This window comes from Anaerotignum sp. MSJ-24, assembly GCF_018918145.1.
In the GTDB taxonomy this organism is placed as follows: domain Bacteria; phylum Bacillota; class Clostridia; order Lachnospirales; family Anaerotignaceae; genus Metalachnospira.
This window is the reverse complement of record NZ_JAHLPX010000004.1, coordinates 112,357-137,101: the sequence shown is the minus strand read 5'-3', so window position 1 is coordinate 137,101 and position 24,745 is coordinate 112,357. Positions and strand designations below refer to the sequence as shown.

The 24,745-nt window shown below is 37.2% G+C and carries 22 protein-coding genes; 1 reads left to right on the top strand and 21 read right to left on the bottom strand.

Going from position 1 to position 24,745, the window contains the following annotated elements:
* Nucleotides 1-56: 56 nt before the first annotated feature.
* The 6 genes from KQI66_RS03875 to KQI66_RS03850 all read right to left on the bottom strand — a co-directional run bounded on the left by KQI66_RS03875 (nucleotide 57) and on the right by KQI66_RS03850 (nucleotide 4,356).
* A complete protein-coding gene (locus tag KQI66_RS03875; RefSeq protein WP_216427361.1) occupies nucleotides 57-473 on the bottom strand; it encodes a hypothetical protein in 417 nt (138 codons plus the stop codon).
* Nucleotides 445-1,320, bottom strand: coding sequence for a DNA-3-methyladenine glycosylase family protein (locus KQI66_RS03870; RefSeq protein ID WP_216427360.1), 876 nt, complete (start codon nucleotides 1,318-1,320; stop codon nucleotides 445-447). Before KQI66_RS03870 ends, KQI66_RS03875 begins: the two co-directional genes overlap by 29 nt.
* A gap of 6 nt (nucleotides 1,321-1,326) precedes the next feature.
* Nucleotides 1,327-2,634 carry a hypothetical protein gene (locus KQI66_RS03865; protein WP_216427359.1) on the bottom strand — a complete coding sequence of 436 codons (1,308 nt, stop codon included), beginning with the start codon at nucleotides 2,632-2,634 and terminating at the stop codon, nucleotides 1,327-1,329.
* Nucleotides 2,624-3,070 carry a DUF6762 family protein gene (locus KQI66_RS03860; RefSeq protein WP_216427358.1) on the bottom strand — a complete coding sequence of 149 codons (447 nt, stop codon included), beginning with the start codon at nucleotides 3,068-3,070 and terminating at the stop codon, nucleotides 2,624-2,626. The genes KQI66_RS03865 and KQI66_RS03860 overlap by 11 nt, the downstream gene beginning before the upstream one ends.
* 196 nt (nucleotides 3,071-3,266) lie before the next feature.
* On the bottom strand, nucleotides 3,267-3,479 hold the full coding sequence (locus KQI66_RS03855; RefSeq protein WP_216427357.1) for an alpha/beta-type small acid-soluble spore protein: 213 nt from the start codon (nucleotides 3,477-3,479) through the stop codon (nucleotides 3,267-3,269).
* 139 nt (nucleotides 3,480-3,618) lie between these two features.
* Nucleotides 3,619-4,356: a DUF6904 family protein gene (locus KQI66_RS03850; RefSeq protein WP_216427356.1), complete on the bottom strand. Its 738-nt coding sequence runs from the start codon at nucleotides 4,354-4,356 to the stop codon at nucleotides 3,619-3,621.
* Nucleotides 4,357-4,512: 156 nt separating this feature from the next.
* On the opposite strand from KQI66_RS03850, the gene KQI66_RS03845 reads away from it, so the two are divergent.
* Nucleotides 4,513-5,718 (top strand): cation diffusion facilitator family transporter, encoded by a 1,206-nt coding sequence (locus KQI66_RS03845; RefSeq protein ID WP_216427355.1) that lies wholly within the window; start codon nucleotides 4,513-4,515, stop codon nucleotides 5,716-5,718.
* 46 nt (nucleotides 5,719-5,764) lie between these two features.
* On the opposite strand, the gene KQI66_RS03840 is transcribed toward KQI66_RS03845, so the two are convergent.
* From KQI66_RS03840 to KQI66_RS03770, 15 genes are all read right to left on the bottom strand, one after another.
* Nucleotides 5,765-7,888 (bottom strand): DNA topoisomerase 3, encoded by a 2,124-nt coding sequence (locus tag KQI66_RS03840; protein WP_216427354.1) that lies wholly within the window; start codon nucleotides 7,886-7,888, stop codon nucleotides 5,765-5,767.
* A gap of 567 nt (nucleotides 7,889-8,455) precedes the next feature.
* Nucleotides 8,456-9,586: a hypothetical protein gene (locus tag KQI66_RS03835; RefSeq protein ID WP_216427353.1), complete on the bottom strand. Its 1,131-nt coding sequence runs from the start codon at nucleotides 9,584-9,586 to the stop codon at nucleotides 8,456-8,458.
* Nucleotides 9,587-10,066: 480 nt separating this feature from the next.
* A complete protein-coding gene (locus KQI66_RS03830; RefSeq protein WP_216427352.1) occupies nucleotides 10,067-10,717 on the bottom strand; it encodes a YigZ family protein in 651 nt (216 codons plus the stop codon).
* A 69-nt stretch (nucleotides 10,718-10,786) separates the two neighbouring features.
* Entirely contained in the window at nucleotides 10,787-13,177 is a 2,391-nt protein-coding gene (locus KQI66_RS03825; protein ID WP_330655002.1) for a Lon protease family protein, read from the bottom strand.
* Between the two features lie 20 nt (nucleotides 13,178-13,197).
* Nucleotides 13,198-13,665, bottom strand: a complete 468-nt coding sequence (gene rimI / locus KQI66_RS03820) for a ribosomal protein S18-alanine N-acetyltransferase (protein WP_216427351.1) — start codon at nucleotides 13,663-13,665, stop codon at nucleotides 13,198-13,200.
* On the bottom strand, nucleotides 13,658-14,371 hold the full coding sequence (tsaB, locus tag KQI66_RS03815; RefSeq protein WP_216427350.1) for a tRNA (adenosine(37)-N6)-threonylcarbamoyltransferase complex dimerization subunit type 1 TsaB: 714 nt from the start codon (nucleotides 14,369-14,371) through the stop codon (nucleotides 13,658-13,660). The genes rimI and tsaB overlap by 8 nt, the downstream gene beginning before the upstream one ends.
* Nucleotides 14,371-14,796 carry a tRNA (adenosine(37)-N6)-threonylcarbamoyltransferase complex ATPase subunit type 1 TsaE gene (gene tsaE, locus KQI66_RS03810; protein ID WP_216427349.1) on the bottom strand — a complete coding sequence of 142 codons (426 nt, stop codon included), beginning with the start codon at nucleotides 14,794-14,796 and terminating at the stop codon, nucleotides 14,371-14,373. Before tsaE ends, tsaB begins: the two co-directional genes overlap by 1 nt.
* A 7-nt stretch (nucleotides 14,797-14,803) precedes the next feature.
* Nucleotides 14,804-17,035, bottom strand: coding sequence for a DUF5050 domain-containing protein (locus KQI66_RS03805; protein WP_216427348.1), 2,232 nt, complete (start codon nucleotides 17,033-17,035; stop codon nucleotides 14,804-14,806).
* 147 nt (nucleotides 17,036-17,182) lie between these two features.
* Entirely contained in the window at nucleotides 17,183-17,800 is a 618-nt protein-coding gene (gene udk, locus KQI66_RS03800) for a uridine kinase (protein ID WP_216427347.1), read from the bottom strand.
* A 208-nt stretch (nucleotides 17,801-18,008) separates the two neighbouring features.
* Nucleotides 18,009-18,944, bottom strand: a complete 936-nt coding sequence (locus KQI66_RS03795) for an S-layer homology domain-containing protein (RefSeq protein ID WP_216427346.1) — start codon at nucleotides 18,942-18,944, stop codon at nucleotides 18,009-18,011.
* A 124-nt stretch (nucleotides 18,945-19,068) separates the two neighbouring features.
* The gene (locus tag KQI66_RS03790; RefSeq protein ID WP_216427345.1) at nucleotides 19,069-19,410 is read right to left on the bottom strand and encodes a cupin domain-containing protein; all 342 of its coding nucleotides are present in this window, start codon (nucleotides 19,408-19,410) and stop codon (nucleotides 19,069-19,071) included.
* Between the two features lie 152 nt (nucleotides 19,411-19,562).
* Nucleotides 19,563-20,837, bottom strand: a complete 1,275-nt coding sequence (locus KQI66_RS03785) for an adenylosuccinate synthase (RefSeq protein WP_216427344.1) — start codon at nucleotides 20,835-20,837, stop codon at nucleotides 19,563-19,565.
* A 185-nt stretch (nucleotides 20,838-21,022) separates the two neighbouring features.
* Nucleotides 21,023-22,456 carry an adenylosuccinate lyase gene (purB, locus tag KQI66_RS03780; RefSeq protein ID WP_216427343.1) on the bottom strand — a complete coding sequence of 478 codons (1,434 nt, stop codon included), beginning with the start codon at nucleotides 22,454-22,456 and terminating at the stop codon, nucleotides 21,023-21,025.
* Nucleotides 22,457-22,636: 180 nt separating this feature from the next.
* Complete coding sequence (gene hpf, locus KQI66_RS03775; RefSeq protein ID WP_216427342.1) at nucleotides 22,637-23,176, bottom strand: ribosome hibernation-promoting factor, HPF/YfiA family; 540 nt, start codon at nucleotides 23,174-23,176, stop codon at nucleotides 22,637-22,639.
* A 643-nt stretch (nucleotides 23,177-23,819) separates the two neighbouring features.
* A complete protein-coding gene (locus KQI66_RS03770; protein ID WP_216427341.1) occupies nucleotides 23,820-24,647 on the bottom strand; it encodes an undecaprenyl-diphosphate phosphatase in 828 nt (275 codons plus the stop codon).
* Between the last annotated feature and the right edge of the window lie 98 nt (nucleotides 24,648-24,745).

The window sequence follows — 24,745 nt, the reverse complement described above, 5'->3', positions numbered from 1 at the left end:
AATTATAATCTTTCTTCAAAACTACGTTTAAAAAATGCAGTTTATTGAAGTTTAAATCAAAACAATGAACCGCAAAGTATGCACCCCGAAGAAAACGGGGCGGTCAAAAACAGCGAAGACCGCTGACGCTTATGAACCGCAAAGATAAATGCGGTGGTCGAAGACCACTTTGCGAAGCAAAGTTCTGAATAGGCGGTTTTGCGTAGCAAAATTTTGACAATAGACCGTTTTGCGTAGCAAAATGCTTTGACCAGTGAACCGCAAAGAAAGATGCGGCGGTCGCAGACCGCTTTGCGAAGCAAAGTTCTGAAGATAGATGCGGCGGCATAGCCGCTTTGCAAAGCAAAGTTCTGAATGATTAAAGTTTTGTGTGGTTTGTGGCAAAGCCCCAATGTCTTTTTACTAAAAAATCCGGCATCGGAAAACCCCAACACCGGATAATATTTAAGCTCCGATTTTAAATTGTCTTGCATAATTGAATAAATACTGCTGTGCATATCCGGCATATTCGCCAAAGCACTCATCAGCCTTCTGATGTATTTCTTTTACACTGGCTTCTCTTCCGCCAAAATAAAGCTCGCTCATAATACGTTTAACCCATACATCTGTCGGGAATGTTTCGCATCTGCCGAAAGAAAACATCATTGTGCAGTCTGCAACCTTAGGGCCTACACCCTTTATTGTCATAAGCATATTTCTGAGTTCATCGGTAGACATATCATCTGCATCAAGCTTTATTTCGCCTTTTAAAACTCTCAAAACCGCATCAATTATATACTTAGCACGGAAACCGGTTTTGCATTCCATAAGGCCGGCTTCATCAGCCTGCGCAAGCTCTTCCGGTGTAGGAAAAGCATAATATTCCACATCTTCAAATGTATCTATGTACTTTCCGTATTTTCTGCTTATGTTTTCAATGACCTTTTTGATCATAGGAATTCTGTTATTCTGCGAAATTATAAACGAAATAAGACATTCAAATCTTTCTTGATTTAATATTCTTATTCCCGGTGCATATTCAACCGCTTTGGTAAGTATTTCGTCATTTTCGGAAATGCTTTTCTTTATTTCCGAATAATTCCTGTCAAAATCAAAATACCTGCACCATATATTTTTGAAATCGTCATCAGTCGTATTGCTGAATATAATCGAGTCGCCAATCTGATAAATATTGAGTACTTTTCCGAAAGCGACAACAACATAATTTTCTGGTCCTATGCAATTAAATCTGAAGCACTGTCCGCATTCAAGTGTCTGAGATATTACAAAACTGTCGTATTCATAAAGCACTATATCATTGTTTTTAACAAAATATTTCATAACCTGTTACTCCAAATCAAGCAGTATAAATGTAGGAGGATTATTTGTCATGTTCTGCAATCTCGAGAGTGCATCATAATAATCCAGAACCTTATAGCAGTCCCATGTTGAGCCGTTCTTTCTGCATAAAAATCTCTTACCGCTGTCAGTAATCATATAACAGTAATCGGTTGTTCCGCAGAAATAATAGAATGTATCGTCCTTTGCATATAAGCCTGCCTTTGTAAGTGCGTCCATAACGCCTGTATAATCGTTAAGCATAGAACCCTTATAATCCTTAAGTGAATATTTAGGCAGCAGCTTTACATTGAAATCCGGCAATTCCTTATTAACAACAACAGGCAGACGGCTTTCAAGCTCAAGGTTGTCCATAACAACCTCCCATATACCGTTATCATATTTAAGGATATATTCTCTTATTGTTGCCGCATTGGCTCGTCCGCTCAAAACAACAAACGCATATTTATCATCTGTAGTAATACTTCTTACAAAATACTGTTCATATTTACTTTCATACATTCTAATACAGCTGAGTATTCTGTCATATTCATTGTTTGACGGAGTCAATCTCTGAACAGTTCCGTTGTTCATCGAATAATGGTTCATAAGTGATGAATGCGCAGTATCGGTTATTGTTCCATAAGAACCGTTGGCAGATGTAAAAATATATTTATTCTCGGTAGGGTGCTTCATCAAAGCAAACACTGTAAATTCATTTTTGTCAGACGAAACAATATGTATGTTGCTTCCGCCGTATGATGCAACATCTCTTCCATACATAAGCAGAAGAGAAACATCGGACGTTGCATATTTAGAATCCAGCATTCCGTCATTTGCAAGATAGCTTACGTTTATAAGCGTGCTCGCCGCATAATTATATAAATATCCGTCTTTTGTTATTACTCTTGTCTTTGTGTAATATTCGCTGTAATAATTCTGTCCGGCCTTTGCACAGTTTTCAAGCTTGATCCAGTATGAAGAAAGCTCACTGTCCTTTGACGGTGTTTGTGATTTTGTAGAGGGTTTATTATAGTTCGGATTGGTTATAGGCTTTTCCGGAACAGTCACCTCAACATCGATTTTGTCGTCAGGCAGATTTTCTGTGTTTTTGCCATTTTCTTCGCCATTTGTATTCTCGCCGTTGTTAACGTTTTCATTATTTTCTATGTTTTCACCGTTTTCTTCGTCTTTTTTATCTTCTATAACAGAATTATCGTTTTTATCGGGTTCCTCTGTTTTGTTACAGCCCGTAATCATCAAACCGGCAGTACATACAACCACAAAGGACTTAAGCATTGTGTTTTTAATCTTCACTGTATTCGTCCTTTTTGTCTGCAATCGTTTCATAAACCGAGTCCAACTCCTTTTTATGTAATGCAAGAAGCCTTTCCATTTTTTCTTCCATAACATCAGTATCTTCATCAAACGGGAATTTTACAATCCACATAGGATTATATTCTCCGTCCTCCTCTTCAACGGAATCAGCCACTTCCATAACAGTCTGGGGATCATAATAATCAAAAACAGCGTCATATTCCCAGTCCTCAACATCTCTGCCGCATGTAAGTCTGACATAAACATTCAGCTTTCCGTCCTCCTCAACAGCATAGGTGTTATAAATCAGACCGTCCTTGTCATCAACGGCATAGCTGCCGAGCTCTTTTTCAAGGAAGCCTGTTTCTTTGTCCTTCAACATTATTACAATAAAGGTTTCATCAATATTTTCCATATTTAATCTACCATCTTTCATAGCTTTATATTTATAAAACCACATACTTATTCCACTATACTAATTAATTTATTATAAACCAAAAGAATATACATTGCAACCTCATAAGATTTACAATTTAATTAAGAAATCCACAGAAGGTCTTTAAAAATATAAACTTATGCACAGATAAAAAGGACAGCCTGTTAAGGCTGTCCCAATAATCCACAGTGCAGGCTTATCTTCTGCCTGACATCTGTCTTTCCTGTTCTTCAATCATCTTTTTAACCATATATCCGCCTACATAACCGTTCTGGGCAGATGTAAGATCTCCGTTATAGCCACGCTTTAAAGGAATGTTAAGCTCCTGTGCAACCTCATATTTAAACTGGTCAAGTGCTTCTCTTGCTTCGGGTACTTCAGCTCGGTTTGAACTTTTACCTGATGCCATATAATCAACCTCCTGATTTTGTTTCGATTTTTATTTGTAACTTTATGTTACGATAGTATTATTACACGCAGAAAATTTAATAATACAGGTAGTTTTTGCCGAAATAAAAATCATTTGGTTTTGCTTATTTCAATACTTGTTACCAATCCCATTCATCGGGATAATTAAGCTCATCAAGAAGATTCATATATAATGATATATTGCCGTCCTTGATATGCTCCTTCATTGCTTTTTCCTTCGACATATATTCATCATCACGTTCTGCAAGCTTCTCTATTATTTCAATAATATAATCATCTCTTCCGGATTCGCAATTTATGTACCTTATATTAAGAATATCTATCCAGTCACTGCAATAATCTCTGTATCTTGTCGTTCCGTTTGCACAAATGGCATTAAAATCACGTAACGGCTGTATTTCATCAAACTTTTCGCTTCCGATAAGCTCTTTAACAGCATTCCATACGGCAGACTGGAAAAAGTTTATATAAGCCTTTTCAATATAATATTTTTCTTCTATCTTCTGGCGTATAGCCGGAGTTACCGATTTTGAATTATATATATAAAAGTCTCCGTCTTCTGCCATTATGATATAATCGTTTAACGCACAGGCAACAAAAATTATTTCCGGCAGAAGCATAGGAAATTTATAGCTCGGTGTATCGCAATTTGTCATAAAGCTTTCTCTTTCGGCTCTGTATGCGTGAATAAGCTCATATGCAAATTTCTGTATAACATTATTCACATATTCATATCCTTCATAATCCTTTTTATCGCCAATTAAATCGCTGACAGCCTCTCTTAACGCAAATAAGTCTTCATATGTACCGCTGACATTTACGCCTGTATTATCCTCTGTAAGTAAAATCTGAAGCATATCAATTCACCTCCGAAAAATATATATTTAATTATAACGAAACAACAAAAATTAATCAATCTCATATATTAATATAAAAATATGTTTTGATTTTCTCAATTATATGATATACTTCAAGGAATGATTTCTTATAACATCTAAAACGGAGGTAATTTCATGACAAATCTATTGGTTAAACTGTTTATAAAAGATTATGAAAACGTAAGCGAACCCTCCGTACGTTCATCATACGGAAAGTTCTCCGGCAAGGTCGGAATATTTTGCAATATGCTGCTGTTTGCCCTGAAAGCGTTTATAGGCACAATTACACACAGTGTATCTATAACAGCCGACGCCGTAAACAACCTTTCCGATGCCGCATCAAGCGTAATAAGTCTTATAGGATTCAAAATGGCAGAAAAACCGGCAGATAAAGAACATCCATACGGTCATGCACGCTTTGAATATCTTTCCGGCCTTACCGTTGCCGTTCTTATTATTATAATCGGTTTTGAACTTTTCAAAACAAGCATCGAAAAAATTATTCACCCTTCAGAGGTCAGCTTTAATATTATTGTCGTTATAATTCTTATTGTTTCGATATTAGTTAAGCTATGGATGGCTTTTTTCAACAAATCGCTCGGAAAGAAAATAAATTCAACAACACTTGAGGCTACCGCCGCAGACAGCAGAAACGACGTTATTACAACCTTTGCCGTTCTCATCGCATCAATAATATCTCATTTTTCCGGTATAGAGCTGGACGGTATAATCGGTCTTGCCGTTGCTGTGTTCATACTTTACAGCGGAATAGGTCTTATAAAAGATACTCTCAGTCCGTTATTGGGAAAAGCTCCCGATCCGGAATTCGTAAACTATATACAGAAAAAGATAATGAGTTATGACGGTGTTCTCGGAACACATGACCTTATGATCCATGATTACGGTCCCGGAAGACAATTTGCAAGTGTACATGTCGAAATGGCGGCAGAAGACGATGTTTTAAAAAGCCATGACATACTCGACAACATAGAACATGATTTTCTTGAGCATGATAATCTCAATCTTATAATTCATTATGACCCCATCGTTACAAAAGATGATATGGTCAACAATCTTCGAGGCTGGCTTAACGAACAGGTTAAAACAATCGATCCAGGACTCAGCATTCACGACTTGCGTGTTATTCCCGGTCCAACACATACAAATCTTATTTTCGATTGTGTAATCCCGTATAATCTGATTGCATCACCTTCAGAAATACAGCGTAGAATAACTAACATTGTTCAAAGCAAATATAAAAACTATTTTTGTGTAATAACCTTTGATGCAAGCTATGCCGCAATGCCTCACACAAATAACGAAAACGAAAATCCCGATTAACGCAAATAATACTCAGCCATAAAAGCATTGCTGAGTATTATTTTTATTATTTTACAACTGTCATATTCATTATTTCAATCATTGATTTTTCTTTATTAAAAACCAAATCAGCCGTACACTTTTCTCCGGTCTGTGCCTTTACCACATCAATTCCGGAAATCTTTCCGTTTTTAAGTAATTCGGAAACAAGCTTTGAATCTATCTTTATTCCATATCTATCAAGGCTGTTCTTCCATATTGTAAATTTACAATCATTCTTCCAACCACCACAATAGTATGCTTTTGTGTTTTCATATACATCGGCACCGCACAAAGGACACTTACCGAGCTTTTTTGCTCTGACAGCCTTTTTCTTTCTTTTTTCTTCGGGAAATTGAATATCAGCCGAGCTATGAAGTGCATAATCCACAAGAAATCTTACGTACCTATCGATACTTCCCATAAATTTTTCCGGCTGCATATCGCCTTTAGCAATAGAACCAAGTCCTTTTTCCCATTTACCTGTTGTTATTGGCGATTTTATTTCTTCCGGAACAACAGCTATAAGCTGTTTACCCTTTTCGTCAGGCATAAGATTTTTACCTTTTCTGTGGATATAGCCAACCTTTATAAGCCTTTCTATTATAGCCGCTCTTGTTGCCGGAGTTCCCAAGCCAAATTCCTTGAGCTTTTCTTTTAACTCTTCATCATCGGTATTTTTCCCGGCATTCTCCATGGCCGTTAATAATGTTGCCTCATTATACAACGCAGGCGGTTTTGTTTCCTTTCGTACCGCCTCTGCATTGATTATATTAAGCAAATCGTCTTTTTTAACATCGGGAAGAAATTCTTCCTTTTCTCTATTATTTTTATAAACCTCTTTATAGAGCTTTTTCCAGCCGTAATCTATTACGCTTGTTCCCTTTGACACAAAGCCTTCATTTTCACAAACCGCCGTTATTTTTGTTGATGTATATCTGTAATTAGGATAAAATACAGCAATAAATCTTATTGCAATAAGCCCGAAAACCTTCTTTTCATCATTTGTAAGGCTGTCCTTCCGGTAACTGTTATCTGCAGGAATTATAGCGTGATGGTCACTTACCTTTGAATCATCAACAATTCTTTTTGTAATCGGCAGCTTTGCCATATCAATGACACTGTTTGCATATCCTGCAAATATATCTGCATTGACAAGCCTTTTCATTATACCCTTTATTTTAGGAACCATGTCCGAGCTTAAATACCTGCTGTCAGTTCTCGGATAGGTTATCATTTTTCTTTTTTCATACAGACTTTGGGCAATATCAAGCGTTTTCTGTGCCGAAAAGCCGTACATTCTGTTGCACTCTCTTTGAAGCTCCGTAAGGTCATAAAGCTGTGGCGGTCTTGTTGAATTTTCAGTTTTATTTACCTCTTTGACCTCTGCGATTTTTCCGTTTACTTTATCGCATATAATCTTCGCCTCGTCAAGTGTTTTGAATTTCGTATTTCCGTCTTTGTCGGTCCATATGCCTTTAAAGTCTCCGTAATCGGCATTGACCTCGTAATATTCCGAAACAACAAATTCGTCTATTTCCTTCTGGCGTTTCACAATCATAGCCAATGTCGGTGTCTGTACTCTTCCTATACTCAAAAGTGCATTGTATTTTATAGTAAACGCTCTTGTTGCGTTCATACCGACAAGCCAGTCTGCCTCCGAACGGCATTTTGCCGAAGAATAGAGCATATCATAATCTGCTCCCGGTTTGAGCCTTTCAAAGCCTTCTTTTATAGCCTGGTCTGTCATGCTCGAAATCCACAGTCTTTTAAAAGGCTTTTTGCATTTATTATACTCATATATATATCTGAAAATAAGTTCGCCTTCGCGTCCGCTGTCCGTTGCACATATAAGCAACTCTGTTCCTTTTGAATTCATAAGCTTTTTAAGAATATCAAGCTGCTTTTTGTTTCCTCTTATTGCTTTCAGCTTCATGCTTTCAGGAATAATCGGAAGTGTTTCCGCTGACCATCTTTTCAATGCTTTGTCGTATTCGTCAGGCTCACATAATGTAACCAGATGTCCGAATGCCCAGCTTACTATATATTTATCGTTTTCCAAAAAGCCTTCGCCTTTATTATTGCATCCAAGCACATTTGCAATATCTCTTGCAACAGAAGGCTTTTCCGCTATAACGAGAATTTTACCCATAAAATCACCTGAATAAAGTATAGCATATATTTCGATTATGACAAAATCATTTTACAGCGGAAGAGTTTGGGAAACAATAGTCATGACTTTCGTAAACGAAAGTTGCTTCGCAACTGTGCCATCTTGCACAGTCAGTGGTTTCCTAAGTGGAATCCATCCTGTCATGACTTTTGCTTTTTTAAAGCAAAAGCGGCTCTGCCGCCGCACTGTCTTGTGCGGTCAATAGACGGAATTCATTTCCATCGAGGAAAACAGCTTGGTCATGACTTTCGCAGGCGAAAGTGGCTTTGCCACCACGCTATCTTGCGTGGTCAATAGTTTCAAGGCTTTTTTAAGCCGATGGAACTTTTTGTTTATGCCTCTATTTAATCAAGTCGAAATCAAGATTTCGACTTAGGTGTCAACTGACACCTAAAAAAATCCCGGCTTAAAAAGCCGGGATCTCTTTCAGAGTTTGCCTACTCTGAGATGTAACCTATGTTACATATTATAGACTGGAGATATTAAGATATTTCGCATATAGAGTCAATAAATAATAGTTTAAATAATTTATTTTTGCCGTCCTGATTATTCAACTGATTCAGGATGAGCTGCAATATATTCTTTGTTTTTCTTACGACCGATTGTTAATGCAGGTATTGTGATAGCGATAAGACCTAAGTATCCGCAGTAGCCATAAGCATACTTGATGATATTAGTAAGACCGATCATAGATACACACATACAAACGATAATAACGATAACAGCAACGATTACACGTCTAATCTTTAAGTTTGAAATAGAGTTAGCAAATATTTTGTTCTCGTATTTCTGAACCATTGTGAATATTGTTGTAACGCATGTTGAAATAAATGCGAAGAAAAGTGAAACCTGGTAGCAAACTGAAAGAACGCCGATTCCGAGTGTTCTACAGATGTAAAGATTAGGAAGTGTCATCTGGTCTGCAGGAATTTCAGCATGATATCCGAGAAGCATGATACATGAAACTGAAAGAGCAAGACCATTCATTAACCAACCAAGTAATGAAGCTTTTTTAGCACCCTTAACATTGATGATTGATGATGCTGCGATCATTGAAGGAGCAGCAACACACTGGAAACCTGAGTAAACAAGTGTCTTCCAGATACCGATACCTACCTTAGGATCGCTTGTAGCGAATGCCTGAGCGATTTCTCCTGTGTGGTTATGGATAGCTATGAAGTACATTGTGAATGATGCAACGAGGATAACTACCGACATAACGGCTGAAGCCTTAACGATAAGCTGAACACCAAAGATTACAAGGAATACAAGGATTACACCGATGATACAAACTGATACGCCGTAAGGAATACCATAACTTGTAAGCAACGAAGCCGCACCGGCGATAGCACCACCAACGGCTGCAAGGATGATTACGAAGTTGAATATTTCCATACTGATTTCAAGCTTTGTATAAGGAGCCCAAAGTTCTGTAAATACTTCTTTATAAGTATACATCTTTCTTGTGATAGCCATTGTCATAAGTTCCTTAAGAACAAGTGCAAGAATACCCATAGCTACCATAGGAAGGAAAGATGCTATCCAACCATACTGAACATAGTACTGAATTGCCTGGTTTCCTGTTGCGAAACCTCCACCTACATGTGTACCAAACCAAACTGATGCAACGCTGAATGCTGTACCCCATCCGGCTTTGCTTGCTGTTGAACTTGACATAAAACAACCTCCCCTTTTGACTGTTTCGTCCTAAAATATGAAATTATAATTCCGATTGGTTTCTCCAAACCAAAACAAACTTATGCGAATATCCTGCCTCCCTCCAATATACTCTAAGTAATCAGCACACATCATACAACTCACATTTTTCTTCCTATCTCTGCGATAGGCTTTAACAGATATGCCGTATTTGCCGATACAGCTTTTATGTTCTTTTATATATAATGTATTCACGTACGGATAACTTATGTTAAAAATATACCATCGGAGCTTATTTTTGTCAAGCTTTTTATAATTTTTTCATAAAATTATTTGTTGTTATGTAGTTACATAATTAAAATGTGTCTAAAAAACAAAATTTAAAACAAACAGTTTTTATAAACATTATCTCAATGTCTTTTACAGTAAAAACAGCTGTTTTTTACATAAAAAACAGCTTAATTATGTATGCCGTCATACATCTGTTTACTACTATTGTCATTACATCACAATCATTCTGTTATTGAGCCATGCTCCGTAAATTTCTTCCGTAATTTCAATCTCTGCCTTGCCCATAGACAGCTCTTTGACCGCATTTATAAAATTATTTTCGTTATCTTTATCAAGCATAACAATAAATTCTACCTTGTCTGAGTACAGCGTATCCTTCAGTATATACTCTCCGTTTGTTATTTCATACTGAATTTTTCCTGCCGTTGTATAATCGGTCAGGACCCTGCATTCCTTATAGTGTTTTATTTTTGCAACTCCGGCAGCCTCTATTCCGAGTTTTGCACTTTTTCCGTATGCACGCACAAGTCCGCCTGTTCCGAGAAGTATTCCGCCGAAATATCTTGTAACCACTATTACGGTATTTTTTATATCTCCACCAATAAGCACATCAAGCACAGGCTTGCCGGCCGTCCCCTGTGGTTCGCCGTCATCCGATGAGCGTTGAATTTCGTTTCTTTCGCCTATCTGATATGCAAAAACATTATGTCTTGCATCCCAGTATTTCTTTTTCATTCCGGCAATAAAAGCTCTTGCCTCTTCCTCGGTTTTTGCCGGGCTTACCGTTGCTATAAATCTTGATTTCTTTTCTACGAGCTCAGCCTCAGCTCTATCCAGAATAGTATTGTATTCGTCGAGCATATCCCAATCTCCTTTCGTTATGCTAAAAAACCGATTTCATTTAATATCTGAAATCGGTTTTCTGTTTATTTAATCTTCGTTATATTCATTGAATTTTTTAAGCTTAGCCATTACCTTGCCATGAACCGATTCAGGAGGATAATCTCCGTTTTCGTCCATAATACCGGCTTCCGTTCCCAAAAGCAGTTCAATACCTTCGTCAATGGTCGATATTGAATAAATATGGAACATTCCATTCTTAACAGCCTCAATAACATCGTCCTTGAGCACAAGATCGTTTACATTGGACTCCGGTATTACAACGCCCTGTTTTCCAGTAAGTCCTCTTCTGCTGCAAAGATCAAAATAACCTTCTATCTTATGAGTAACTCCACCGATAGCCTGTATCTCTCCGCACTGGTTTACCGAACCTGTTACAGCCAATGACTGATTAACAGGTATCTCGGAAAGGCTTGATAATATACAGTAAAGCTCTGTGCTTGATGCACTGTCACCGTCTATGCCGTTATAATTCTGCTCAAAGGCAATTCGACAGCTAAGCGAAAGCGGCATTTTCTGTGCATACATTCTTCCGAGATAGCCTGTTATTATCTGTACACCCTTATTATGTGTGGGGCCGCTCATTTCAGCCTCTTTTTCGATATTGACTATTCCCGATTTGCCCATATATGTTGTTGCAGTAATCCTTGTAGGGCTTCCGAAAGAATAATCTCCCATATCAAGCACTGCAAGGCCGTTTATTTTTCCTACACAGTATCCGTCTGTCGCTATCATAATAGTGTTGTTATCAAGCAGTTCATTCATTTTTTCCTGATACATTGACAATCTGTATGCCTTTTCTTCTTCCGCCTTTTTAACATATTCGGCAGTAACGATTTCAGCATTGTCAAGCTGTGCCCATGTTGCCGATTCCGCAAGTATTTCGGCAATAAGATTAAACCTTGTTGAAAGTTTTTTCTGGCTTTCAACCGATCTTGACGAATATTCTATAACTGATGCAACAGCCGAGGAATCAAATGGAAGAGTTTTTTCGTTATCACAGAACTTGCTTATAAAGCCGGCAATCTTAAATATATTCTCATCATTTCTGTCCATTTCATAATCAAAATCAGCTCTTATCTTGAACAGCTTCGAGAAATCCTCATCATAGCCTCTGAGAAGCTCGTAATAATACGCTCCACCGACAAGAATAACCTTTACATCAGATGGTATAGGCTCCGGCTTAAGCGTTGTTACGGCAATCGCACCAACCTGATCTCTGAGGTTTTCAATAGTAATTTCTTTAGTCTTTATTATACGTCTGAAAGCCTCCCACGCCTGTACATTGCTCAGCAAATCCTGTGCCTGTATTATAAGATAGCCGCCGTTTGCCCTGTGCATAAGTCCCGGCTTAATCTTCATAAAATCCGTTGTCAAGTTTCCGTATTCGTTATCATATTCCACCTCACCGACAAGGTTATAATATGTCGGGTTATAATCAACAATAACGGGCGCACCTTCGGTTTTAGAATTATCAACAATAAGATTTACTCTGTATTTAAGCGTTGCATCATCGTTTTTTGTTCCGCCGAGCTTAGGCAGAAGAGCTGCAACCGGATCCTCTTCATCCGGCTCCTGCTCAGAGAACTGGTCTATGTTTTCAAGAACATCCTCCTGTACAGATTCAAGATATTTTATAACTCGTTCACTGTACTGATATTTTTCCTGCAACGCACTTACATAATGACCGATTGCAAACATACCTATTTTGTAATCAAGATCATCCATCTTCTGACGGTATTCCTTATCAATATTCTTTATATCACGCATAATCGAATTGACAACGTCCTGCATGGACTCAAGCCTTTCGTTTATACCGTTTTTAACGTCTTCATCAAGAGAATCATAATTTTCCTCGGTTATAAGCACATTATCTATAATCGGCTGGAATATTATTCCCGAATTAGAGGTTTTAAGTGCAAAGCTGTTTTCAGATGCAACAGAATCAAGCTTTTTTATAAGCTCATCTCTTTTATCATCATATGTACGTGAAAGATCGCTCTTTTCCTTGTCGTAATCCTCAGAAGTAAACGCCTTTGTAAGCTCGGTTTTAAAGAAGGAAACAAGCTCGTTCATATCATCTCTGAACTGTCTGCCTATTCCCGGCTCAAATCTGAGTGAAAGCGGACTTCTCGGATCATCAAAATTGTATACATAGCACCAATCATAAGGTACTGCCTCGTTTTTTGCCTTTTCCTTTGCACTTAGCTTTGCATAGGTTGTTTTTCCCGAGCCGCAAGGACCCGATACATATATGTTATAGCCCTTCATCTTTACATTCAAGCCAAATTCAAAAGCCTTTACAGCCCTTTCCTGTCCGATTATGCCCTTAAACGGTTCAATATCATCAGTGGTTTTAAAGCTGAATTTATTTATATCTTCCCTGTTATTGAGCTGAGTGTAATTTAATTCCGTTTTCACATCAGACACCTCCATTCTTATTATGTTTCTGTATTGTTATTGTTACGGTCATAATATTTCCACATTATAACTGCATCTTCGTTTGTATCCGTATAATATTTTTTTCTAAAGCCTTCCGGCTTATAACCATGCTTTGTATAAAGCTTCTGTGCTCCGTAATTGGATATTCTCACTTCAAGAGTAACTCCTTCTATTTCAAGCTCATCGGCTTTTTTATCTACTGCCTCCATAAGCATGTCGCCTATGCCCTGTCTTCTGTATTCCGGAAGAACGGCAACATTGGTTATATGTCCTTCATTTACTACGTGCCACATTCCGGCATAGCCTATTGCTTTATCATTATCGACGGCAACAAAATATATTGCCATGTCATTTTCTTTTATTTCTTTTTCAAAATCTTCTCTTGTCCACGGAATATGGAAACATATCTGATCAAGCTCAGCCACATCATCAATATGCTTTTCCGTCATAGGAACAATATCAATCATCTTTTTCAGCTCCGTGCATTTTTTCTTCAAGCTCTCTTTCAGCCTGTGATTTACGAAGGTATACAGGAACAAATTCACCGCTGTTTACGTACTTTTCCTCCTGCACAAGCTCATATGCCATAGATGCAACACTGCCTGCTCTCTGCATATTGCAGGACGCCGGAGCAAGTATAAAGTCCTCATAGCTTTCTATAAGATCTTTATAGGCAAGTATTCCGTCACCTACAAATATAACGGGAAGCTCATAATTTTCTACCATTTCAAGTATATCGTCTATAAGCTCTATGCCGTCTTCCTTATCGCAGACAAGCTTTCCGAACTCCCATCTGTATATGCCTGTATAAACCTGTCTTCGTCTTGCGTCAATAATTGGGCAGATTACTGCATCTGTCATATAAACATTATATGCCAGTGCCGCCAGTGTTGAAACAGGTACAATAGGTTTATTGATGCCCATGGCAATTCCCTTTGCCGTTGCTGCACCTATTCTTAAACCTGTAAACGAGCCGGGGCCTGCCGAGCAGGCAACAAAGTCGATGTCGTCCATATCCAGCTCAAGATATTTTTTGATTTCGTCTATAAGCGGCATAAGTGTCTGCGAATGCGTCATTTTATGGTTAAGCGTAAATTCAGCCTTAAGTACATTATCCTCCGTAAGCGCAACGCTTGCGGCAGAACCGGACGCCTCAATGGCAAGTATCTTCATTATTCCTTACCTCCGAATGTAATCTTTCTGTAATCAATTCCTTTTTCCAAGTTTTTCTCTATTTTTATCCATACCGCATTTTCCGGTATCATTTCTTCTATAAGCTCTGCCCATTCAATGAGACATACGCCTTCTCCGAAGAAATACTCATCACAGCCTATATATTCCATTTCCTCCGGATCACCTACTCTGTAAACATCAAAATGATATAATGGTATTCTTCCGTTATATTCGTTTATTAACGTAAATGTAGGGCTCGTTATATCCTCATCTATTCCAAGACCTTTTGCAAAGCCCTTTGTAAAAACAGTTTTTCCGACACCTAAATCGCCGCTAAGGCAGAATATATCTCCTGCCTTAGCCTTAAGTCCTGTTTCATAACCGAGCTTTTCTGTTTCTTCACTTGAATGAGTTTCTTTTATCATATCGTTATCACCTGCCGGTATCATAAAAATCAAATACGCTTGAAACACCTTCCGCAACAAGTTTAGACGTCTTTCCGTTCAAATAGTAAAGATCACCCGTTGCAGTAAGTGAGTCATAATTCTTCATATAAAGTGCATTGTTGTTATTTCTGTAAGCAAACATATACACTCCGTCATCAACAACGGTGTCCTTACCCTGCTGATAATAATGGAATGTTCCGCCATATGTTGAAGAATCATAATTATCAAGATAGAATAAGCTTCTGTTAAAGTCCTTTGTTACCTCATAATAGTATGCGGAAGTACTTACTTCATCAGGAACATTGCTCTCAATATAAGTAAGTGTTCCGAAGCCGTTGTCATCTACACCTCTGAGGTATACAATTCTTGAACCGTCACCCATAAACTCAAAGGATTCAACATCATCTTCAAGCTCTGCATAGGATTTAATTCCGTTTTCGTCATATGTTGAAAGTACAAGCTGTCCCTTCTGATTTGTTTTGTCATAATCCTTAAGGCAGGCAACCTGTGCATTGTTTCCGGAGTTCTGATATGAATATATATATGAGCCGTCAAACACAACATAATCATTGAAGCCATTTGTCTTATATATATATGTATCAACATCAGCCGCAGCAGCCTGTTCATAATATGAAGCCACTAAATCATCTGGAGATGATATTTCCGAAAGATTTACTTTGATTTTTCCAAGTCCCGAAGGAACTGTATATGCAATATATTTTCCGTCCGCATCGGTAGGCATTGCTGTAAATATTTCGTCATTTACAAGCTCGGATTTGCCGTTTTCATAGCGGTATAATGCACATGTAATATCATTAAATTCATAGTTTTCGAGTTCTTTTCTGAGTGCTTCTGTTTTCTCAGAGTCATCACCGTCATCATTGAGTACACTTGATGCTTTTACTTTTTTACCGCTGTTTTTGTAATATATAACAGCATTTTCGTTCTGCGAAAGTGTTACTGCGATAACATCTTCATCTATAAGCTTGCTGTTTCCGTTTGAAAGGTCGTACTCATATACACTGTACATACTTGTTCCGTTATCAGTTCCGACAGCCTTAATATAGTAAACACTGTTTCCTTCTGTCTGTACAAGATACTGTGCAATATCTCCGTCAATCTTTGTTTCGCCTGTTCCGTCAATATTAGCAACATAAAGTGTTGTTGAAGAATTTTCTTCTTTAATATATATAACCTTTTTTCCGTCTGATGATATTGCATATTCTCTGCTGTTTACCGCAATATCGTTTGCTATTTCGCTTGATTTATTGTTCTTTTTGTCATATCCGTAAAGAGTACCGCTGTTTCCTGTTTCATTGGCAACAATATATACAGCACCGTCACCCATGTTGCTTACTTCATAATCGCTTACCGATGTACCGATTACTTCCGGTTCTTTACTGCTTGAAGCCTCATAATAATTTAATCTGAATGTTCCGTCAGCACCGACTTCATCAGTAAAATATACGCTTGTTCCGTCATTCGCAACAGTAATTCCGTTTCCTACATAGCTGTAAGATACAGAGCCGCCGGCAGAAAGCGTATCTGAAATAAGCACAGGCTCTTTCTTGAGGTCGTAGCAATAAAGCTCGTTTCCTACCGAATATACAATAGCTCTGCTCTTATCTCCGCCGAGTCCGAATTTTTCTTTTGAGAAATATCCGCCTCTGAATACAGCTATAAATACAAGGATTCCCAATATTATAACAGCGGCAAATGTTACCATTGCTTTATTTTCATAGTTAATGAACTTTCCTTCGGACATAAGGAACTTCTGAAGTGCGTTAGGCTCTTTTCCGTCAGCATACATTGCCGCCCTGCGTTCTTCACGCACACGCTTCATTCTTTCTTCACTTAATTTTTCTCGTTCTCGTTTATTTTTTTCTTTTTCCTTTTCTTTTTCTATCCATCTGCCGACAAAAGATTTTTTTTCAGATGTATTTTCTTTGTCTTCCGTTTCCGTTATTTCTGTTTTATCCACATCCGCTTCCGCAGCCGAAGTATCTTCAGCTTTTTCTTCAGTTTCAGTTGACGAAGCTTCTTCGGGAGTTTCCTCAGTTTCAGTTGACGAAGCTTCTTCGGGAGTTTCCTCAAAATTTTCAGCTTTGTTTTCTTCCGTTGATTCATCATTTGATGAAGAATTTTCGGCTTCAACAGCACTTTCATCATCATTTGAACCAATGTCATTTAAAAACTTTTCATCTTTTTCGTTATCCATTAGTATCACCTTTAAATTAATATTTTTTCAATACTGCCGTATTTTATTAGTATAGCATTGCTAAAGTTCATCGTCAAATTATATGAAAATTATTAATGATACTTTAAGAAAACGCCATAAGCCAAAGCCTATGACGTTTCAAAATCCTTATTTATTTAACATAATGTTAAGATGACCTTTAAGTATCGACATAGCCGCTACATTTTCTCCGCCTCTTGGAATTATAATATCGGCATATTTTTTTGAAGGCTCGACAAACTCCTCATGCATAGGCTTAACGGTTTCCTTATACTGTGTAAGAATTGATTCAATAGTTCTTCCGCGGAACTCCATATCCCTTATTATTCTTCGCATAAGTCTTTCATCAGCATCTGTATCAACGAAAATCTTTATATCCATTAAATCTCTTAACTCTTTATTTTCAAATATAAGTATACCTTCGATAAGTATTACTTTTTTAGGCTGAACCTCAACCGTTTCCGGAACTCTGTTATGTATACTGAAATCATAAACAGGACGATATATTGTTTTTCCTGCCTTAAGATCCATAATATCTTTTATCATTAAATCGGTATCAAATGATGATGGGTGGTCATAATTGAGCTTTGCTCTTTCTTCGTATGGCATATCGTCATGTGCTTTGTAGTAGCAGTCATGGCTGATAAGCTCCACATCATTTCCAAAAAAATCCTTAAGCTTATTTACAATAGTAGTTTTTCCCGATGCCGTTCCTCCGGCAATTCCGATTATACAAATATCGTCCATAATTATCCTCCACTCGACAGATACATACATTTTATTTACTCTATATATTATCACTCAAAACCAAAACTGTAAATCAGCATAAACGACAAAAAGAAGGCTGCGTAATGCTTCAGTGCTATTGGCTAAGGTTTATTAAGTTCATCTTTTTTAAGAAAAGGCTATATACAAAGGGACGCCGGTTTCGGCGTCCCTCAATCATAGACTTATTTTACAGAATTTCAAATTCTGCGGCACAAAATTCCACATCGCAAAATGTTTTCCTAATACTGTATATCTCCTTGTCTAACGCATATACAATTCTGTATGTTCCGTTATCTAATTCATTATAATAATCTTCAAGAAAAACAGTATCTGTTTTTTTAGCATTTGGATTTATTAAAAATGCGGGATCATCTATGTCTTTCCTCTTTTCAAAAGGAACTACAATCCACTTGCCTTCTTCCAATTTTTCTATTTGAAATTCTATACCATATGAATATACAAAATCAGATTTATTTTCAAATTCCAAATTCAGCTTAAACTTTTTTATATCTAAATCCGCATTTAATACAACCGCAGATGATTTATATTTATCATAGAAGGTTGTTTCCAGATTTTGTATATTAACATTAGAATCTAAGCCATATTCAAACACCTTATTTAATATAGTAAGAAATTCAATCTTGCTTATATTATTTTGTGGCTTAAATGTGCCGTCCTCATAACCTGAAATTAAATTCAGCTTTTCACAAATCAAAATATTTTCAAGGGCATACTCCGATATATCCTGTTTATCTTTAAATTTACAGATTAGATTCTCTGTTGTACCTTCAAGATTAAACGCTCTGACAATAAATGCGGCTGCCTGTTCCCTTGTTAATAAACCATTAGCCTGTGCTACAAGATCGCCGTTTTGATCAACAGAGCCTACAAAGACATGAGAATTATACAATCTAATAATATTGTCATACTCTTTATCTCTTGTTGATAAATCTGAAAATGGATTAACAGCATATCTACTACCGGAGAATTTATCGGTAGCAATTAAAATATCTGCCATATTTCCTCTTGTCAGCGGTTCCTCTAATCCTGCCGTATCCGAAATAACTCCCTTCGCAAGCATATCGCTCACTATTTCACTGTACCATTTTGTTGTTATCTCCATACTACTTCCGTTCTCAGCATAGACCGGAGTCGGTATCATAAGTAAACTTAATACTAAAACCAGCACTTTTCTGCTTTTTTCATTCAGAATTTTTATCACCCCATAAAACATACAAATATCTATTTTAGTTGATTACAACAGCGAGAACCTTTGCAACTTTATCACTTCTGTTAATAATCTGGTGTTTGTCACCGTTTGCTGTTGATGTACAGTCACCGGGTTTAAGAATAAACTCTTCGCCGTCCTCAATACATACAAGCTCGCCCTCAAGCATATAGAAAAGCTCCACATTTGTTGTATGAGCATGTAAACCTGTACACTGACCTGGTTCAAGACAGAGTTCTGCTACCATCTTACATCTGTTTGCTGTTTCGTCAGGACCAAACTTATTAACCTTGAGTATTTCTCCTACACCGTTCTGGATAACAGTGTATTCTTTCATACCTTCACCGTTTTTTACTAACATAAACTCTTCTCCCTTCGTATAAAAAAGTTATCGTAATTAAATAAATTAATACACTATAATTATACATCAAAAACCGTATTCTATCAATACGGAACAAAAAAAGCAGAAAACCCAAATCTCGTTGAGCTTTCTGCCTTGTCTATCGTATAAAATTATCTATAAATAATTTCGCTTCTCTTAGGACCGTTTGAAACTATTGTTATAGGGAAACCGATTTCCTTTTCAATAAATTCAACATAATCTCTCGCCTCTTTAGGAAGCTTATCATATTCCTTAATTCCTCTTATATCGCATTTCCAGCCGGGAAGTGTTTTATAAACAGGTTTAGCCTTTTCAAGTAAAGGTGTTACAGGGAATTCCTTTGTAACCTTTCCGTCTATTTCATATCCTACGCAAACCTTGATTTCATCAAGATAACCGAGTACGTCAATAGCTGTGAAAGCAACATCTGTCGTTCCCTGGAGCATACAGCCGTAACGTGTTGCAACACAGTCAAACCAGCCCATTCTTCTCGGACGGCCTGTTGTTGCTCCGAATTCTCCGGCATCTCCGCCTCTTACTCTAAGCTCCTGTGCTTCATCGCCGAAAATCTCGCTTACAAAAGCACCTGCACCTACTGCACTTGAGTATGCCTTTGATACTGTAATAACCTTTTCGATTTTGTGAGGAGGAAGTCCTGCTCCTACTGCAGCAAAGCCGGCAAGTGTTGATGAAGATGTTGTCATAGGATAAATACCGTGGTCGGGATCCTTAAGAGCACCGAGCTGGCCTTCAAGAAGTATATTCTTGCCTTCCTGTACTGCCTTGAAAAAATATTCCTCTGTATTTGCAATATAAGGCTCAACAATATCCTTATAACCGATAACCTCATCAAAAATCTTCTGAGGATCAAGTTTAGGCATATGATAGAGATTTTCAAGAAGAACATTCTTGATTTCGCAAGCTGCTTCAATTCTTTCCTTAAGTATTTCAGGATAGAAAAGGTCGCAGATCTGAATGCCTGTTTTTGCATATTTATCTGAATAAAAAGGAGCTATACCGCTTTTTGTAGAACCAAACTGCTTATTGGCAAGTCTTGCTTCTTCATAAGTATCAAAGTCCACATGATAAGGCATTAATATCTGAACTCTGTCGGAAATCATAATTTTAGGATTTTTGATACCGCTTTCCTTTATATAATTAAGCTCTTTAACAAAATAAGGAATGTTAAAAGCAACGCCTGTACCGATGATGTTTACTGTATTTTCGTTAAAAATACCCGAAGGCATCTGATGAAGTGCAAATTTACCGTAATCATTGATTATTGTATGGCCTGCATTGCTTCCGCCCTGAAATCTGATTACTATATCAGCCTCAGCGGCAAGCATATCAGTTATTTTTCCTTTACCTTCGTCTCCCCAGTTTGCTCCAACAATAGCTTTAATCATTTATCAGTTCACTCCTATTTGATATATAATAATGAAATCAACTTACGATTTATTATAAGCCCAGCTTATATCAAAAGTAAAATAACTATTTTTTATATTTGCTATAAATAAAATTATTATCACAAAAACAAAAAGCCATATTACGGCATTTATATCTGCCGCAATACAGCTTTACAATTCAAATATTAAACTCTGATACCTTCCGCAGTATCGCTGATTAAGTCCTTGTTTGCCTCAAGAACCGGCATTACATAGCCTTCAACAAATTCCTTTGTCTGCTCGGGTGCTCTGCCTACGAAATTCTTAGGCTCCATAATTGCATTAAGCTCTTCGATAGTAAGTCCGAACATACTGTCAGCGGCAATTCTTTCAAGAAGGTCGTTCTTCTTGCCTTCCATTTTAACCTGCTTTCCTGCCTCCATGGAATGCTGTCTTATTCTTTCGTGAAGCTCCTGTCTGTCTCCGCCTTTTTTAACAGCATCCATCATTATGTTTTCGGTAGCCATGAAAGGAAGCTCGTTCATAAGGTGCTGATTTATTACCTTAGGATATACAACAAGTCCGTCAACAACATTTCTGTAAAGTATAAGCACTGCGTCTATGCAAAGGAATGCTTCCGGAACGGAAATTCTCTTGTTTGCCGAATCGTCAAGTGTTCTTTCAAACCACTGTGTGGACGCTGTTACGGCAGGATTGATTGAATCTGCGATAACATATCTTGAAAGAGAACCGATTCTCTCACATCTCATAGGATTTCTCTTATAAGCCATTGCAGATGAACCAATCTGGTTTTTCTCAAACGGCTCTTCGATTTCCTTAAGATGCTGTAAAAGTCTTATATCATTGCTGAATTTATATGCACTCTGTGCAATGGAAGAAAGTACATTAAGCACCTGTGAATCAAGCTTTCTCGGATATGTCTGGCCGGAAACCTTAAAGTAGTCGTTAAAGCCCATTTTTTCGGTAATCTTGCGGTCAAGCTCACGACATTTTTCATGGTCGCCTTCAAAAAGTTCAAGGAAGCTTGCCTGTGTGCCTGTTGTTCCTTTAGAACCAAGGAGCTTTGCTTTGCTTAACTGATAATCAAGATCCTCAAGGTCCATAAGAAGGTCCTGAAGCCAAAGTGTTGCACGCTTTCCGACCGTTGTTGTCTGTGCTGCCTGGAAATGTGTAAAACCGAGTGTCGGCATATCCTTATATTCCATAGCAAACTTTGAAAGCTCGTTTATTACGTTTACAAGACGTTTTTTAACAAGCTTCATAGCCTCGGTCATAATTATAATATCTGTATTGTCGCCTACATAACAGCTTGTTGCGCCAAGATGGATTATAGGCTTTGCAAGAGGTGCCTGAACACCGAATGCATATACATGGCTCATAACGTCGTGTCTTACTTCTTTTTCTCTTGCTTCGGCAACATCATAATTAATGTCATATATATGCTCTTTCATCTGGGCAATCTGTTCATCTGTAATATCCAGACCAAGCTCTTTTTCCGACTCGGCAAGAGCAATCCAAAGCTTTCTCCATGTCGAGAATTTGTAATCAGGTGAAAATAAATATGACATTTCGTCGCTTGCGTATCTGAGATTCAAAGGACTTTCGTACTTATTCTTCATATTCTTCTCCTTATAACAATAATCAATGTAGTTAAATATTATTTGACAGATTGTATTCTAACACACATATATATACCTTAACAAGTATGAAATAAAATTTATTTAAAAACGCAAACACCGTCGGAGCATATGCTCCGACGGTGCCAAGGCTACCAATACGCTACCTTTATTTAAACGGGCTTATTCTGGTTCAATAAGTCCGAATGATCCATCTTTTCTTTTATAAACAACATTTATAAGCTCTGTTTCATCATTTCTGAATACAAAGAAACTGTGTCCGAGAAGCTCCATCTGCATAACCGCTTCTTCAGCTGACATAGGTCTGATTTCGAACTTCTTGCTCTTTTCAATCTTATATAATGTATCATCGTCCGCATCATCAACGGGAATATTAATTGCATCATATTCAGCCTTAAAAGCAGCGTTCTTCTTCATCTGTGTTTTAAGACGTTTTTTGTATCTAACGATCTGTCTTTCGATTATATCAACCGCTTTGTCAACAGCCGTCATCATATCATCTGCCGATACTTCGGCTCTGACTACACGTTTCGACATCGGTATTGTTACTTCAACGATATACTCGAGTTTCTCGTTTTTAATTACAACTGTTGCTTCAGCATCCTCGGGAAAAAGTTTTTTAGCTCTGTCCAGCTTGTCACTGACTTTTTCTTTTGTTCTTTCGCCGATTTCCATGTTCTTTCCTTTAATGTTGTAACGCATACTAACAACTCCCTTCGGGTGATACTGTATTGTATATAAAATACTTACCGATTATTTATATCCGGCAGTATATTTTTCAGCTTTCCGAATTTAATTACTTTCCAGAAACATCACCGACATATTATTTATTTTATATAATATATATTCTGCACAAATTTCAAAAATCCTCTTTTTATTTTAAATTTAATTCAAAAATTTTTTAAATAACAGAATATAACCTCCTGTCAACTTTACATAATTCGTTAAAATTATTGCATTAAAAAATATTGTCAAATTTAATAGTGCTATTTATGCCGTTTTTAGGGCATTCCTCGATTATGTCTATTTAAAGTGCGAATGTGCATAATTCCCCATAATCCACATTTATTTTCTGTGGATAAAGTGTATAACTCTGTGCATAACCTGTTATACGGGCTTTTTTAATGTTAATATCTCTGTGACAGAGCTGTATATAATATATACATCAACAAAAGGCTAAAGTTTACATAACATATATTTGTATTTATTTTTAACAAAATTCTATAACCGTAAAATTTAAAAACCACTTAACAATTTTAACATCAAAATACGCCAATTGTTTATTATTTTCGGTAATAAAAAAGAACTTCCGCACATATATAAATGCAGAAGTTCCCTATAAAATTTATTTTACTAAAAGCCCGAAATACAAAAGTACTATTATGCCGAGCACAATTCTATACCAACCGAACACCTTGAAATCATGCTTTTTGATATAGCCCATCAAAAATCTTATTACTATAACCGAAACTATGAATGCGGAAACCATTCCGACAACAAGTATTCCGATCTCCAATCCTGAGAAATGGAAACCGAATTTAATAAGCTTAAGAAGGCTTGCTCCGAACATAACCGGTATTGCAAGGAAAAATGTAAATTCAGCCGCAACCGTTCTTGAAACGCCGATGAGCAAAGCACCGATTATTGTTGCTCCGGAACGTGATGTTCCGGGAAACACTGCCGCAAGCACCTGGAACAGGCCTATTATAATTGCTGTCTGATATGTAAGCTGACCAAGCTTTGTTACTCTCGGTCTCATTCTGCGGTTTCTGTTTTCAATAACAATGAACAGAACACCGAAAACGATGAGTGCAATGCTTACGCTTGTCGGATTGTAGAACAGTGCATTGATTTTATCATCAAAAAGAAGTCCTATTATTGCCGCCGGTATACATGCAACGATAATCTTTATCCAAAGATTGATTATACGCATATCAGTATGCCATCTTCCACGTTCTTTTCTGAAAGGGAAAATTTTGTGCCAGAATATGAGCACAACCGCAAGTATTGCTCCAAGCTGAATAACAACCTCAAACATATTCCAGAACGATTCCGATACCTTAAGCGGCATAAGCTGTTTAAGAAGTATAAGATGTCCCGTACTGCTTATGGGAAGCCATTCGGTAATGCCTTCAACTATTCCGAATACAATAGCCTTTAAAATCTCAATCATATAAACCCCCATATGTCATATTGTAATTTTTTGTTTTAAATTATATGTTATTTTCATTTCTTAGTATAACACTTAAAGCCTGCAAAGCAATATAATTT